The following is a 13,616-nucleotide window of genomic DNA, read 5'->3' on the forward strand; positions in this document are numbered from 1 at the left end:
CCTGGGGAGGGAGCCTCCATGAAGCCTGTCGCGGTGCCGGCCGCCGATTGGACCGGAGGCCGGCACACGTAGCCTGTATCGATGCGAACGCAGCCGCATCCGTGCATCGCTCATTGCGCGATGCCGACGAACGTGGGCAGCAGCACGCGATACACGTGAATCATCGCCGGGCCGAGCAGCACCACCATCAGCGCGGGGAAAATGCAGAAGATCAGCGGGAACAGCAGCTTCAGCGCGATCTTCGCCGCGCGTTCCTCCGCGCGCATCCGGCGCCGCGTGCGGAGCATGTCCGACAGCACGCGCAGCGATTCGCTGATGCTCGTGCCGAACCGGTCGGCCTGGATCAGCATCGCGCAGAACGATTCGATGTCCTCCACGCCGGTGCGCAGCGCGAGATTGCGCAGCGCCGTTTCCTTCGTGAAGCCGGAGCGCATCTCGAGCAGCAGCAGATCGAGTTCGCTCGCGACCACCTCGCTGCGAAACCGCAGTTCCTCGCTCACCTTCATCAGCGCCGCGTCGAGCCCGAGCCCCGCTTCGACGCACACCGTCAGCAGGTCGAGCGCGTCCGGGAAATCCTCGAAGATCTTCTGCTGGCGCACCTTGACCCGCTGCGACAGCACGACGTTCGGGATGTAGTAGCCGATGCCGGCGAGCGCGACGAGGATCAGCGACAGCAGCGCGCGCTCGTCGCCGAGCGACGTCGTGATCAGCGCCAGCAGCGCCGCGCACGGCAGGCCGAGCGCGAGCACCGTCTTCGCGGTGAAATACAATGCGGCCGCGCTCTGGTTGCGCCAGCCGGCATTCATCAGCCGGATGCGCAGCGGCGAACTCTCCCAGCCTTCCTTCGGCACCGACAGCTTCGAGATCGGGGTGGACAGCTCGACCAGCTTCGCGACCCAGCGCGACGCCATGTCGTCGCCGTCGCCCGGGCCGGCGACGGCGCCCGCCCCGGCTCCGCCGGCCTGCTCGATCCGGCGCTGGATGCTGCGCGGCGCGAACAGCAGCATCGCGACGAGCACGCCGCCGGCCACGAAGATGAACAAGCCGCCCAGCATCACGGCCTGGACCACGCTCAGGTTTTGCATGACAACCTCGCAACGGTTCGTTATTCGGCGCGCGTCAGACGCGAATGCGCACGATTCGGCGGATCCAGAACAGGCCGAACAGCATCGACACCAGCATCGTGCCGACCATCCGGATGCCCGCGGGATCCTCCCAGAGCACGGACAGGAATTCGCGGTTCAGCAGCGCCATCACCGCCGCGGTGCCGAACGGCAAGAGCCCGAGAATCCACGCCGACAGCCGCCCTTCCGCCGACAGCACGCGCACCTTGTCGAACAGCTTGAAGCGCTCGCGGATCAGCCCGGCGATGCTGTCGAGCAGCTCGGCCAGGTTGCCGCCCGTCTCGCGCTGGATCAGCACCGCGATCACGAAGTAGCGCAGGTCCTGCACCGGCACGCGCGTCGCGAGGTTCATCAGCGCGTCGTGCAGCGACACGCCGTAGTTGACCTCGTCGAACGTGACGCGGAACTCGCCGCCCATCGGCTCGGAAAACTCGTCGCCGACCATCCCGAGCGTGCTCGTGAACGAATGACCGGAGCGCAGCGCGCGCGCGATCATGTCACAGATGTCCGGCAACTGCCGCTCGAGCTTGCGCATCCGTCGCGCGCGGCAGCGCAGCACGTACGCCATCGGCATCCAGCCGGCGACGAGCGCGATCGGCACCGCGGCCAGTTGCGGCAAGCGCGCGAAACTCGCCGCGAACCACGCGAACGCCGCGAACGTCGCGCTGAGCGTGATCAGCTTCGGCAGCGTCCAGTCGAGGCCCGACTGCTGGATCACGAGATCGAGCGCGTGCACGCGCGGCATGCGCAGCAGCAGCCGGTCGAACGATTTCGACTCGTCGAGCATCCGCTTCTTCAGGATCGACAGCCGCTCCTGCTGGACGTTGCCGCCGGCCGACATCGCGCGAATGCGCGATTCGATCCGGCGCGCGGCGGTGCCGTGCCGCGCGTTCCACCATTGATAGATGCCTTCGATCGACAGCACGACCGCGACGAAGGTAAGAATCACAAAACCGTAAAAGATCGCATTCATGAGGCCTCCCCGGCAGCACACGGCGCCTGTCGTCAGTCCGTTTCGTAACGCACGGACGGGTCGTACAGCGAATCCGGCAGGTTGATGCCGAACGCCTGCAGTCGCTCGACGAACTTCGGCCGCACGCCGGTCGCGCAGAAGTGGCCGCGCACCGAGCCGTCGCGGTCCACGCCCGTGCGCTTGAACGTGAAGATCTCCTGCATGTTGATGATGTCGCCTTCCATCCCGGTCAGCTCCTGGATGCTGACGATCTTGCGCTTGCCGTCGGTCAGCCGCGCCGCCTGCACGACCACCGAGATCGCCGACGCGATCTGCTGACGCATCGTCTTCGGCGGCAGCGTCAGGCCCGACACGCTGACCATGTTCTCGAGCCGCGTCAGCGCGTCGCGCGGCGTGTTCGCGTGGATCGTCGCGAGCGAGCCTTCGTGGCCCGTGTTCATCGCGTTGAGCATGTCGAGCGCTTCGGCGCCGCGCACTTCGCCGAGGATGATCCGGTCCGGGCGCATCCGCAGCGCGTTGCGCACCAGCGTGCGCTGCGTGATCTCGCCCTTGCCCTCGATGTTCGGCGGACGCGTTTCGAGCCGCAGCACGTGCGGCTGCTGCAGTTGCAGCTCGGCCGCGTCCTCGATCGTCACGATCCGCTCGTTGCGCGGAATGAAGCCGGACAGGATGTTGAGCAGCGTCGTCTTGCCGCTGCCCGTGCCGCCCGACACCAGCACGTTCACCTTCGCGCGCGACAGCGCGTCGAGCAGCTCGGCCATCGGCGGCGTCAGGCTGTGGAAGCGCACCAGGTCGTCCATCTTCAACGGGTTGACCGCGAAACGCCGGATCGACATCAGCGGCCCGTCGATCGCGGACGGCGGGATGATCGCGTTCACGCGCGAGCCGTCCGGCAGCCGCGCATCGACCATCGGGCTCGATTCGTCGATGCGGCGCCCCACGCGCGACACGATCTTCTCGATCACCTTCATCAGGTGCGCGTCGTCGTAGAACGTCACGTCGGTCAGTTCGAGCTGCCCGCAGCGCTCGACGTAGACCTGCCGATAGGTGTTCACGAGGATGTCGGAGATGCCGGGGTCGCGCAGCAGCGCCTCGAGCGGGCCGAAGCCGAACATCTCGTCGTACACGTCGATCGCGAGCTGGCGCCGCTCGATGTCGTTCGCCGGCATCCGCTCCTCGTCGAGGATGCGCGCGATCAGCGAGCCGATCTCCATGCGGACCTGATCCTGATGCAGCCGCGACAGGCGCTCGAGCTCCACGCGCTCGAGCACGGCCAGGTGAATTTCGCGGCGCAGCTTCTGGTATGCGTCGCGCACCGACGAATGCGCCGGGCCGGCCGGCTCGCTGCCCGCCGCCAGCGGCTGGGCCCGGTGCAACGACATCTGTTCGCGCAATGACATGATGGTTCCCCGAAAGAATTACATCGACTTGAGCTTCGGCGTGGCCTTGCGACCGAACAGCCGGGACATCAACGGTTCGCTGTGCGTCGCGCCGCGTCCCGCGCGCACTCCGCCGTCGACGAGTTGCTTCGCGCAGCCCTGCAACGCACGCGCGACCGCCGAGCCGCGCGCGAGCCGCGACACCGGATGGCCCTGGTTGATCGCTTCGAGCACGGTGTCGGCGTCGTCGGGAATCGTGCAGGCCGCGTGCAGGCCGAGCACTTCCTCGAGCGCGGTGCGGGTGCGCTCGCTCGCTCGCGTCGTGCGGTTCACGATCAGCCGCATCTGGTCGGTCGAGTAGCCGAGCGACACGAGAATCTCCAGCAGCCGGCGGCCGGCGCGCACGTGCGGCATCGCGGGCTGCAGCACGATCTGGATCTGGTCGCTGCGATCGAGCGCGACCATCGACAGCGGGTTGATGGCGACGCCGACGTCGAAGATCACGAAGTCGTAGCGCGGCGCGGCGACGCCGAGTATCCATTCGAGCGCGTCCTCGCGCATCTCGGCAGCCTTGACCGGGTCGCCCGCGCCCGCGAGCACGTGGAAGTTGTCCGTCACGTGCGCGACGCTCGCGTCGAGAAACGCGCTGTCGAGCCGCTCGATCTGCGCGCACAGCTGCGGCAGCGTCGACGGCGGGGCTTCGTCGCTGACGAGGAACGCCGCGTCGGCGAACTGCTGGTTCAGGTCGATCAGCAGCACGCGGCGCTTGAAGCCCTCGGCGATCTCGAACGCGACGTTGCCGGCCGCGAAGCTCGTGCCGGCCCCGCCCTTGCACGACATGAACGACACGATGCGCGTGTCGTCGGTATCGCGCGGCGTGCTTTGCGCGGCCGCCCGGCCGAGTGCGTTGCCGAGCGCCTGCGGATCGAGCGGCCACTGCAGCACGTCGCGCGCGCCCGCCCGCATCGCATCGAGCAGCACGTGCGGCGATGCGTCGGCCGTCACGAGGATGCAGGTCAGGCCCGCATGCGCGCGGCAGATGCGCTCGATCGCCGACAGCTCGGACGGCTCGAGCGACGTGCCGTCGATCAGCAGGATGTCGAACGCGTCGAGCCCGTCGGTGCGATGTTCGATCTGCGACGGGCGGCCGGTGGCGCGCGTCGTGCGATAGCGTCCGCAGTCGGCCACGAGACGCGCGATCTGCGAAAGCCGCGCGGTATCGTCGGAAGCTACGAGGATGTTGATCATGTCGTGTGCCTCGTCTTTTCGATTAGTTGCAGGCGGAGCCGCCCGTCGCGGAATTCAGGCTTTCGCGCGGCAGCGTCGTCGTGAACGGCGGCATTTTCACCGTGACGTTCATGAACGGGATCATGGTCTTGACGGTGACGTTCGTGACGCTCACCGTCACGAACGAGCACGTGTTGATGTCGCAACTCGACGGCGTGTAGTTCACCGACACGTTCGCGTTCGACAGCAGCGGCAGCAGCGATCGCACGCGCTTCACGACGCCCGCGGCGTTCACGTCGCACACCACCGCGGTGCGCGCGCCGAGGCGCACGGCCTCGCTCGCGGTATTCCAGTAGAACAGCACGCGGCCGAACTCGAAGATGCCGATCAGCAGCATGATCAGCACCGACGCGATCAGCGCGAATTCGACGATCGCGACGCCGCGCTGCGTGCGCCGGCGTGACAGCGGGAAATGGCGCGCATTCATGACACCTGCCTCATCACGGTGACGATGTTGCCGAAGGTGATCGACGGCAGCCCGGGGAACGCAGGGATCGGCTGGTACCGGTAGCCCGAGATCTTCACTTCGACGACGTTGATCGCGCCCGTGGCCGTGCCGCTCGGCGCGTTGTTGTTCGAATCGTAGGTCGGCAGGTTCGCGAACTGCGACGGGTCCGACGCATCGCTGCAGCCGGTCGTGCGCTGTGCGTCGCAGATCGTGACCATCGACGTCGTGAGCCCGGGCACGAGCTCGGTGCCCGACGTGCCGCACGTCGTGCTGCCGTAGACGACGAGGCACTGCGCCTGCGACACCGGATACGCGCTGTCGGTCGGCAGCCAGACCGACAGGTAGCGTGCCGCATCGCGCGTGGCCTTGGTCAGCGTCTCGTACTGGTAGATCGCGCGGCCGAATTCGGCCACGCCCGTCGCGAGCATGATCATCGGCATCAGCACGAGCGCGAACTCGACGGCGACGACGCCGCGGGTGCGCGAACGACGAATCGGTGGCTTCTTCATGATCGTCTCTCCGCTATTGAACGAGCATCGGCACCTGCGTGCCCGATGCACTGCCGCTACCGGGCAAGCCGTGCGTCGCGCACGGGTTGTTGCCCGACACCGACGAGCCGAGGTATTCGAGGTGCGCGACGACGGCGCCGCTGCCGGCGCTGAACGGGAGCGGATCGAGCATCAACACGCAATCCCATTGCGTGACGTGCACCTTGCCGCTGGTGCCCTTCAGCGCCGAACAGTCGCCTTCCGGCGCGAGCGCGAGGCGGCGGTCGCTGCCGTAGGTCGCGTAGTTGCTCGCCGCCGCCGTGCCGTTGGTGGCGATGCCGCTGCCCGACGGTGGCGCGCCGTCGCCCTGGTAAGGCTTGAAGCTCGCGCGGTCGGCCACGAACTGCGTGTATGCATCACCCTTGATGCCCGGCGTTCCCGGCGGCCCGTAATTCGGGCCGACATACGCGTAGCCGGTGAAGTCGGGCTGGCCGCTCGAGCCGTTCGCGCCGTTCGTGTAGATGCCGAAGCGCGTATTCCATGCACGCTGCGACGCCGCCTTCATGCCCGTGGTGGCCAGATCGGGCGGGCTTGTGATGTTGCAGGTATTGCCCGACAGTTCGCTCGCGAGCGTCGTCTCGTTCGCCGAGCCGTCGAGCGCCGCCCAGCCGAAGTTGCCGGGCCCGTACGTCGACGACGACCCCGACGGCGACGAAATCCAGTCGCCGACCTTGTAGGCCGGGTCGGACGGGCCGCGGCACACGAACACCGGAATCGCGCAGGTCGTCTGCCCGCCGCCGACGGTCGCGATCGCGCTCGCCGACACTTCCGCCGCATTCGCGAGCTTCGTGCCCGGCAGCACGTTCAGCACCTCGATGAACCAGTGCGCGATGTTGCTCAGCGTCGCGGTGCACTGCACGTACTTGATGCTCGCCGGGTTCGTGACCGCGTTCTTGGTCAGGAACGGGTTGGTCAGCGAATCGCTGAACGTGACGTTCGCGTTCGTCGACATCTGCACCGACTTCTTCTGGAAAAACACGAAATTCAGATGGCCGGCGGCGATGCCGTCGGCTTCGGCCACCGACAGGCTGATCGCCGAGGTCAGGTCGCGCGCAGCCGACAGCGCGCAGGCATCGGCGCTGTTCTGCAGTTCGCTGCGCGTGACGTACAGCTTGCCGAGATCCAGCGCGAGCCCGACGAACCCGATCATCACCGCCAGCGAAAGGCCGACGATGATCGCGACGGCACCGCGCTGGCGATGCGGGCTGCGACGCGTGAGTTTCGGATAGCGGGCTGCGCGGTTCATGGCGTTCTCCCTGAGCGTGGTGTCGTTACTGCGTGGCCTTGCCGATGCCGATCACGAATGCGTTGGCGGGCGGCACGGCCTGCTTGAACGACTTGTCGTAGTTGTCGAGCGCGGCCGCGGCGGCGTTGCCGTCGACTCCCGATGCCGACGAAGGATGTTCGCCGGCATGCGGATCGATGATCTGGGCGTGCATCACGGTGCGGACGGAGTCGCCGAAGCGGCTGTCCCACACCGGCGTCGACGACATGCAGCCGGCAAGCGCGAACGCGAGCGGGACGGCGAGCGCCGCGCGGCGCACGAATACGAGGTAGGCGGATTTCATGAGCTTCCCCTTGGATGGCTTCAACGATCGGTGGACTGCGGTTCCGCGCCGGCGCGCGCAATCTGCGCGTTGGGCGCCGCGGCGATCCGGTGCTTCGCGCGCCCCGCCGGCTGGGCTGGCGTATCGGGGCCGGCTGCCGCGAGGCGCGCGGCGGCGGCTTCGATGCGCGCGACACGCGCCGCGGTGGCCGCATCGGGCTGCGGCGCGGCGGCCGCGACCGGCGCCGCTTTCGGCGGCTCGGCCGGCGCCGGCGGCTGCACGGCGGCTTGCGGCGCGCGCGGCGCGGGCAGCGCGGCCGGCGCGACCGGGGCTTCCGATTTCGGCGCCGGAGCGGGTGCGGGCCCCTGGGCCGGTGTCTGCGGCGCGGCGGCGGCATCGTTCGCGGGCTGCATCGGCTGGGCGCCTGCCTTGCGCACGCCGCGGCGGCCTTCCATGTTGCCGGTCGCATACACGTCGATTTCGTTCGGCTTCGAGAAGCTGTCGGTCGGCAGCGCGACGTCGGCGGTCTGCAGCGGCTTCACCAGGTGCGGCGTGATCAGGAAGATCAGCTCGGTGCGGTCCTGCTGGAACGACGTGCTGCGAAACAGCGCGCCGAGCACCGGCACTTCGCCGACGCCGGGGATCGCCTTCAGCGCGCCAGTCGCGTTGTCCTTGATCAGCCCGCCGATCGCGAACGATTCGCCGTCGCTCATCTGCACCGTCGTCGATGCGCGCCGCGTCGTGATCAGCGGCAGGATCGACGTGCCGCCGATGTTGGTCGCGCTCAGCGTGACGCCCGTCTGCGACAGCTCCGACACTTCCGGCGCGACCTTCAGGCTGATCCGGCCGTTGGCCAGCACCGTCGGCGTGAACTTCAGCGCGACGCCGAATTCCTCTTCCTGCAGCGTGATCGACGACGTGCCGTTGCCGCTGCTCTGCGGGATCGGGATGAAGATCTTGCCGCCCGCGAGGAACGTCGCTTCCTGGCCGCTGATCGTCACGAGGTTCGGCTCCGCGAGGATCTTGACGAGGTTGTCGGTGTTCTGCGCGTCGGCCGCGATGCTGAACGGCTTGTTGTTCGCCTTGTTGAAGATGGCGCCGCTCGCGACACCGGCGAGCAGGTTGCTGACCAGCGCGCCGCTCCACGAACCGAACCCGCCCTGGATGTTGAACGCGCTGCCCATCTGATTGATCAGCGTCTTCGACACCTCGGCCACCTTCACCTCGAGCATCACCTGCTGCGGCGACGTGACGTTCAGCATGTTGAGCACGCCGCCGCCCTGCTTGCCGCCGCCCGCTGCATCGCCCGCGCTGTCGCCGTATGCGTGGGCGATCTGCACCGCCTGCTGCGCGGCCTGCGAGCTCGACACGGTGCCGGCGAGCACGATCGTGCCGGCCGCCGTCGACACGTGAATGTCGCGCTCGTTCGGCATCAGTTGCAGCAGCGACGCCTGCAGGCCGCCTGCGTCCGCGCCGACCGCGACGTCGATCACGCGGCACGCACCGCTCCTGCCCTGCACGATCATGTTGGTCGTGCCGACCGCGAGCCCGAGGATGTACAGCGTCTGCGGCGACACCATCGTCGCCTGCGCGACGGCCGGATTGCCGATCGTCCGGTTGCGGACCGGCTCCGGCATCGGCACCAGCAGCGACTTGCCGAGCGGCACCGCGACGCTGGTCGATTCGCGCACGGCGCCGACGCAGTTCGGCCCGCGCAGCGGCCCCGCCGATGCGGCGGGCGCGGCGGCCGGCGCCGGCGACATGCTGATCGTCATCTGCATCGGCCCCTTGCCGACCGCGGCCGGCGCGCTGGCGCCGCCCTTGGTCAGCACCGCCGATTCGATGCCTTCCTGGGCGAGTGCGCCATATACGGTCAGCCATCCCGAACAGAGGATCGCGGCCATCATCGTGCCCCGTGCGACGCGTGTGCGCAGTGGGCCGGTACCTGTGCGTTGCGGTTTGATCTTCATTTCGTCTGATCCCCCGAGAGACCGGCGCCGTGCCGGTTATCGACTTCCAAGGCCGTCGCGCGTTGCCGGCGGCCGGTTTGTTTATCTGGCTGGTTCGATCTGCTTCAGAAACATTCGACGCTACCCTTCACGCCCGACAGCACACCGACGCAGTCGCGCCGGACTTCCGGTGCCGCATGCGACGCGACGTGCACGCGCACCGGCCGCGCATGGACGGGCGCCGGCGGCGCTTCCGGTGCGGGCGCCTTGCCGAGCAGCGTCATCTTCGTCGCGCCGCCGGTGGCCAGCGTCTTCTGGTCGACCTGGTTGCGCAGCACCAGCGACAGCGTGCCGACGCTGCGTGCGAGGTCGAGCCGTTCGGCCTGGTCGGGCGTGACTTCCAGCGTCACCGCGTTGACCACCTTCGGCGCCGTGTCGTCGCGGCTGACCTGCTGCGCGACGGCGAGCACGAGGATGTGCTCGAGCACGATCTTCGAGATGCTCTGCCCGTCGGTCTTGCCTTGCTGTTCCTGCGTGTTGACGATCACGTCGACGTAGTTGCCGGGCAGCGCGAAACCCGCGACGCCGACCACGTCGTTCACGCGCACCGTGATCGCGCGGCTGCCGTCGGCGATCACCGCGGACAGCCCGCCCTTCGTGCCGACCGGCGCGAGCTTCGACTCGATCACCGGCTCGCCGCGCGCAAGGCTGGTGCGTACGACGCGCCCTTCGAGCGCCTTCGTATCGGTGAACGCGCCGGTGGGCACGCTGCCCGACGGCCAGCTCACCATGTGGATCTGGTTCGGCCCGAGCGGCTCGCCCAGGTTGAGGTCGGTGGTGGCCACCGCGACGGACGTGACCGAGCTCGTGGATGTCTGCATCAGCCAGTGGGAGGCGAATACGACCGCGGCAAGACCCGCGATCATCGCGACGACCAGCATCATGACCGCTCGACTGTTTTTCATGGCAATGCTCCTCGACGAATCGTGAAAGAAACCGCTCAACCGGTAACGAACGTACGGCCTCCGCGCTCGATGGGCGGCGGATGGCCGCCGTCCCGTTCGGGCGCCGCGCCGAAATAACTCGCCCACGCGTCGTACAGCGCGTCGTGCGTCACCTCGGGCGGATCGCCGCGGTAACGCGCGCCGGCGGCCACGAGGCGCAGCAGGTCCGCCGGAAAGCACGCGAGAAACGCCTTGCCGGTCGGCAGATGCAGCCGATGCAGCAGGAAATCGAACGCATCGCTCGCCGAGACGAGCCCGAGCGTCGCGCAGGCCGCGTCGTATACCGCGCGGTAGTCGTCGATCGACATCGCGCCAACGTGCAGCTTCGAGCCCAGGCGGCGCATGAACGCGTCGTCGCAGAACTGCTCCGGCGCGAGGTTGCTCGAGAACACCGGCCATACGTCGAACGGCATCACGAAGCGGTTGCCGGATTCGAGCGTCATGAAATCGACGCCGCGATCGAGCGGACGCAGCCAGCGGTTGAGCAGGTCGCGCGGCTCGACGCGCTGGCGGCCGAGATCGTCGACGACGTACATGCCCATGTTCGCCTTCATGTGCGGCGGCGCCTGGTAGAAGCCGGCCGCTTCGTCGCGACGCAGGTCGAGTTCGTCGAGCGTCAGCTCGCCGCCCGACATCACGACCGGCCGCCGGCACAGACGCCAGCGCCGATCGACCGACTGGCCGCCGCACGCGGCTTGCGCATCGACGTGCACGAGCGGGTCGTAGACCTGGATCACTTCGCCCGCCGCGCAGATCGCGTGCGGCACCGGCACGCGGCCGTGCATCAGCGAGCCGAGCCGCTCGGCGAGAAAGGTCTTGCCGCTGCCGGCCGGGCCGTAGATCAGCAGCGGCCGGCCCGCATTCAGCGCGGCGGCCGCCGCATCGAGCACCGCCGTGTCGATCACGACGCCCTCGAACGCGGCCCACACGTCGCTCTGGCCGATGTGCAGTTTGCGCACCGAATGCGCGGCCACGCTCGCGAGATACGCGTCGAGCGTGACCGGCGCGGGACCGCTGTAGCCGCTGCGTTCCCGCTCCTCGAGCGCGAGCACGCGGCCCGCATCGGTCAGGCGGAACGTCACGTCGAGATCGGTCGCGCCGCGATGGGTCAGCTCGACGAGATGCTCGCGCACCAGGAATGCAAAGACGTCGTCGAGCACCGCGAGCGGCAGGCAGTGCCGCTCGACCAGGTCGCCGTACGACGGGCGGCCGAGCACCAGCGTCGACTTCAGCACGAGGCCGGCGACGAACGCCATGCTCAACCCGGTTTCCGCGAGCGAGCGCGGCGCCGGCGGCAATTGCGCGCCCAGCTTCGTGTGGACCTCCCGCGACGGCAGCGGATCGGGCAGGCGTGCCACCTGCGCGTCGCGTCTCGGTTCGGTGTGGTTCGTGTTCATGATCGTTGCGTCCTCGTTTCGGATCCGCCGCGCTATGCGCACGACGCGAACAGCATGCCCAGCGTGCCGGCCGCGATCGCGACGCCATACGGCAGCGTGCCGACCGACGCGATCTCGACCGGGCCGTCGGCGGCCTCGGCGCGCGCCGCTTGCGAGCGCCGCACGATCAGCGTGCGCACGTTCGCCCACATCCGGCGCATCCGCCCGCGCAGCAGCGCGTAGGCGACGGCGCCGATCCCGCCGGCCAGGAACGTGGCCAGCACGATGTAAAACGTCATTTCCGCGCCGACCCATGCGCCGATCGCCAGCATCAGCTTCACGTCGCCCGCCGCCATGCCGCGCAGCAGGTAGAACGGCAGCAGCAGGCCGAAGCCGGTCGCGGCGCCGGCGAGCCAACCGAGCACGCCCGCGGGCACGCCGTGCAACAGGCACTGCGCAACCAGCGCGCCGGCCAGGCCGAGCAGCACGAGACGGTTCGGAATGCGACGGGTCGCGATGTCGGTGCTGGCCGCGGCGATCGCGAGCAGCGTGACGCACAACGGAACCGGATAAGGCGGCGCAACGGGAAACATGGCGAACCTCGCGGGTCGAATCGGTGGATCAGGAAGCCATCGCCAGCGCGGTGGTCACGGCGGTGCTCACGGCCGCGGCGATCATCTCGTACGCATCGCCGAGCGAACCCTTCAGCGTGACGACGCTGCCCAGTACCGCGATGGCGAACATCGACGCGAGCAACGCATACTCGATCGACGTCACACCTCGTTCGTCGGCGATCCAGCGACGGGCGACACGCACGATGGCTTTCATGATGGTCTCCGGTGTCCGGTTGACGGAATCGCCGGGGACGGCTCGAACGCTGCACCAGCCGAGCCGTCCACGGCACGCTCCATCAGATGCCTGCAACCGCCGAATCGAGGTCGGCCGCGATCGTGCTGAACACGGTCTTCAGATCCTTCCCGATGGTCGACAGCGCGAGGATGATGCCGACTGCGATCAGTGCGGCGATCAGGCCGTATTCGATGGCGGTCACGCCGTCTTCGTCGCGAATGAAACGGCCGGCTTGTTGAATGAACTTGGACATGATGTTCTCCTTGCGTGGTGACTTTCAAAACCCTCGCGCACCGGCTGGTCGGACGACCGTGCATCGATACGTCGAGGAATGTCGTTGATGCCGTGTGGCGCCGACGAACGATCCAGACGATTCGGGCGAACCGTTCGTCGTACCGTCCATCAGATGCCTGCTACCGCCGAGTCCAGATCCGCGGCGATCGTGCTGAACACGGTCTTCAGATCCGTACCGACCGTCGCCAGCGCGGCGACGATGCCGATCGCGATCAGCGCGGCGATCAGGCCGTATTCAATGGCCGTCACACCGTCCTGATCCTGGACGAACCACGCGATCTTTTCGATGATTCTTGACATGAGCGTTCTCCTTTCGGACTGCTATGAAATACCCTTCGTCGGTCATGACGTCGGGGGTGGGCACCACCGGCACTACTCTGGAAATCGGAAGCCGACGATCAGTCGCGGAAACGGGGCGGACCACCGCGGTCCGTGCGAACGGGTATCGGCGAGACGGAGCATGAGAGACGCGCGTACGGTGCGACCGGCCGGATGAACCGGGCAGGTCGATCGAACTGAACGGCACGACGGCCGTCCGACGCATGGAATCCGGTTGAACGGGAGATGAATTCCCGGCAAAGCCGCAATGTGTCTTTAACGCGGCTTGCGATCCGCGATGTGCTGTGGTCTTTCATTTTTATTCCCCATGTACTGCCATGCCGATTTCTTATTGCCCTGAAGCGACCGGGTCTCTCGGGTCGTTCGACGACGGTTGCCGCGGTGGATCGAACGGGAGCTGCGTGTACCCCGACGCGCTCCGGCCCGACTTTTTCCGCAGGTGATTCGCGAGCCGGTTCCGCTGCCTGTTGCCCGAACCGCCCGGTCGTCACATCGTCGA

At 67.9% G+C, this 13,616-nt stretch carries 15 protein-coding genes; all 15 read right to left on the minus strand.

Annotation, left to right across the window (positions count from 1 at the left end; genetic code table 11):
* Positions 1 to 110: 110 nt before the first annotated feature.
* The 15 genes from CFB35_RS33220 to CFB35_RS33290 all read right to left on the minus strand — a co-directional run bounded on the left by CFB35_RS33220 (position 111) and on the right by CFB35_RS33290 (position 13,078).
* A complete protein-coding gene (locus tag CFB35_RS33220) occupies positions 111 to 1,085 on the minus strand; it encodes a type II secretion system F family protein (protein WP_059577657.1) in 975 nt (324 codons plus the stop codon).
* Between the two features lie 34 nt (positions 1,086 to 1,119).
* Entirely contained in the window at positions 1,120 to 2,097 is a 978-nt protein-coding gene (locus tag CFB35_RS33225) for a type II secretion system F family protein (RefSeq protein WP_059577655.1), read from the minus strand.
* Between the two features lie 32 nt (positions 2,098 to 2,129).
* Positions 2,130 to 3,497 (minus strand): CpaF family protein, encoded by a 1,368-nt coding sequence (locus CFB35_RS33230; RefSeq protein WP_059577652.1) that lies wholly within the window; start codon positions 3,495 to 3,497, stop codon positions 2,130 to 2,132.
* A gap of 18 nt (positions 3,498 to 3,515) precedes the next feature.
* Positions 3,516 to 4,724, minus strand: coding sequence for an AAA family ATPase (locus tag CFB35_RS33235; protein WP_059577648.1), 1,209 nt, complete (start codon positions 4,722 to 4,724; stop codon positions 3,516 to 3,518).
* Positions 4,725 to 4,746: 22 nt separating this feature from the next.
* On the minus strand, positions 4,747 to 5,190 hold the full coding sequence (locus tag CFB35_RS33240) for a TadE/TadG family type IV pilus assembly protein (RefSeq protein ID WP_059577645.1): 444 nt from the start codon (positions 5,188 to 5,190) through the stop codon (positions 4,747 to 4,749).
* Positions 5,187 to 5,720 (minus strand): TadE/TadG family type IV pilus assembly protein, encoded by a 534-nt coding sequence (locus tag CFB35_RS33245; RefSeq protein ID WP_059577642.1) that lies wholly within the window; start codon positions 5,718 to 5,720, stop codon positions 5,187 to 5,189. Before CFB35_RS33245 ends, CFB35_RS33240 begins: the two co-directional genes overlap by 4 nt.
* Positions 5,721 to 5,733: 13 nt before the next feature.
* Entirely contained in the window at positions 5,734 to 7,005 is a 1,272-nt protein-coding gene (locus tag CFB35_RS33250) for a pilus assembly protein TadG-related protein (RefSeq protein WP_059577638.1), read from the minus strand.
* Positions 7,006 to 7,030: 25 nt separating this feature from the next.
* Complete coding sequence (locus tag CFB35_RS33255) at positions 7,031 to 7,327, minus strand: hypothetical protein (RefSeq protein WP_059577636.1); 297 nt, start codon at positions 7,325 to 7,327, stop codon at positions 7,031 to 7,033.
* Between the two features lie 20 nt (positions 7,328 to 7,347).
* A complete protein-coding gene (locus CFB35_RS33260) occupies positions 7,348 to 9,276 on the minus strand; it encodes a type II and III secretion system protein family protein (protein WP_059577633.1) in 1,929 nt (642 codons plus the stop codon).
* A 104-nt stretch (positions 9,277 to 9,380) separates the two neighbouring features.
* The gene (gene cpaB / locus CFB35_RS33265) at positions 9,381 to 10,220 is read right to left on the minus strand and encodes a Flp pilus assembly protein CpaB (protein ID WP_059577632.1); all 840 of its coding nucleotides are present in this window, start codon (positions 10,218 to 10,220) and stop codon (positions 9,381 to 9,383) included.
* A gap of 35 nt (positions 10,221 to 10,255) precedes the next feature.
* On the minus strand, positions 10,256 to 11,656 hold the full coding sequence (locus tag CFB35_RS33270; RefSeq protein ID WP_089466198.1) for an ATPase: 1,401 nt from the start codon (positions 11,654 to 11,656) through the stop codon (positions 10,256 to 10,258).
* 32 nt (positions 11,657 to 11,688) lie between these two features.
* The gene (locus CFB35_RS33275; protein ID WP_089466199.1) at positions 11,689 to 12,228 is read right to left on the minus strand and encodes a prepilin peptidase; all 540 of its coding nucleotides are present in this window, start codon (positions 12,226 to 12,228) and stop codon (positions 11,689 to 11,691) included.
* Positions 12,229 to 12,256: 28 nt separating this feature from the next.
* Entirely contained in the window at positions 12,257 to 12,463 is a 207-nt protein-coding gene (locus tag CFB35_RS33280; RefSeq protein ID WP_060313811.1) for a Flp family type IVb pilin, read from the minus strand.
* A gap of 82 nt (positions 12,464 to 12,545) precedes the next feature.
* Entirely contained in the window at positions 12,546 to 12,737 is a 192-nt protein-coding gene (locus CFB35_RS33285; protein WP_059577621.1) for a Flp family type IVb pilin, read from the minus strand.
* A gap of 149 nt (positions 12,738 to 12,886) precedes the next feature.
* Positions 12,887 to 13,078, minus strand: coding sequence for a Flp family type IVb pilin (locus tag CFB35_RS33290; RefSeq protein ID WP_006483618.1), 192 nt, complete (start codon positions 13,076 to 13,078; stop codon positions 12,887 to 12,889).
* Positions 13,079 to 13,616 lie beyond the last annotated feature (538 nt).

It is taken from the genome of Burkholderia sp. AU16482, from assembly GCF_002223285.1.
Classification (GTDB): Bacteria; Pseudomonadota; Gammaproteobacteria; order Burkholderiales; family Burkholderiaceae; genus Burkholderia; species Burkholderia semiarida.

Excerpts from the sequence above, each read along its gene's own strand:
- CFB35_RS33275 (WP_089466199.1), bottom strand. The coding sequence starts at position 12,228 with ATGTTTCCCGTTGCGCCGCCTTATCCGGTTCCGTTGTGCGTCACGCTG.
- CFB35_RS33225 (WP_059577655.1), bottom strand. The coding sequence starts at position 2,097 with ATGAATGCGATCTTTTACGGTTTTGTGATTCTTACCTTCGTCGCGGTC.
- CFB35_RS33230 (WP_059577652.1), bottom strand. The coding sequence starts at position 3,497 with ATGTCATTGCGCGAACAGATGTCGTTGCACCGGGCCCAGCCGCTGGCG.
- CFB35_RS33235 (WP_059577648.1), bottom strand. The coding sequence starts at position 4,724 with ATGATCAACATCCTCGTAGCTTCCGACGATACCGCGCGGCTTTCGCAG.
- CFB35_RS33285 (WP_059577621.1), bottom strand. The coding sequence starts at position 12,737 with ATGTCCAAGTTCATTCAACAAGCCGGCCGTTTCATTCGCGACGAAGAC.
- CFB35_RS33220 (WP_059577657.1), bottom strand. The coding sequence starts at position 1,085 with ATGCAAAACCTGAGCGTGGTCCAGGCCGTGATGCTGGGCGGCTTGTTC.
- CFB35_RS33255 (WP_059577636.1), bottom strand. The coding sequence starts at position 7,327 with ATGAAATCCGCCTACCTCGTATTCGTGCGCCGCGCGGCGCTCGCCGTC.
- CFB35_RS33260 (WP_059577633.1), bottom strand. The coding sequence starts at position 9,276 with ATGAAGATCAAACCGCAACGCACAGGTACCGGCCCACTGCGCACACGC.
- CFB35_RS33245 (WP_059577642.1), bottom strand. The coding sequence starts at position 5,720 with ATGAAGAAGCCACCGATTCGTCGTTCGCGCACCCGCGGCGTCGTCGCC.
- CFB35_RS33280 (WP_060313811.1), bottom strand. The coding sequence starts at position 12,463 with ATGAAAGCCATCGTGCGTGTCGCCCGTCGCTGGATCGCCGACGAACGA.
- CFB35_RS33290 (WP_006483618.1), bottom strand. The coding sequence starts at position 13,078 with ATGTCAAGAATCATCGAAAAGATCGCGTGGTTCGTCCAGGATCAGGAC.
- CFB35_RS33250 (WP_059577638.1), bottom strand. The coding sequence starts at position 7,005 with ATGAACCGCGCAGCCCGCTATCCGAAACTCACGCGTCGCAGCCCGCAT.
- CFB35_RS33240 (WP_059577645.1), bottom strand. The coding sequence starts at position 5,190 with ATGAATGCGCGCCATTTCCCGCTGTCACGCCGGCGCACGCAGCGCGGC.
- CFB35_RS33270 (WP_089466198.1), bottom strand. The coding sequence starts at position 11,656 with ATGAACACGAACCACACCGAACCGAGACGCGACGCGCAGGTGGCACGC.
- cpaB (WP_059577632.1), bottom strand. The coding sequence starts at position 10,220 with ATGAAAAACAGTCGAGCGGTCATGATGCTGGTCGTCGCGATGATCGCG.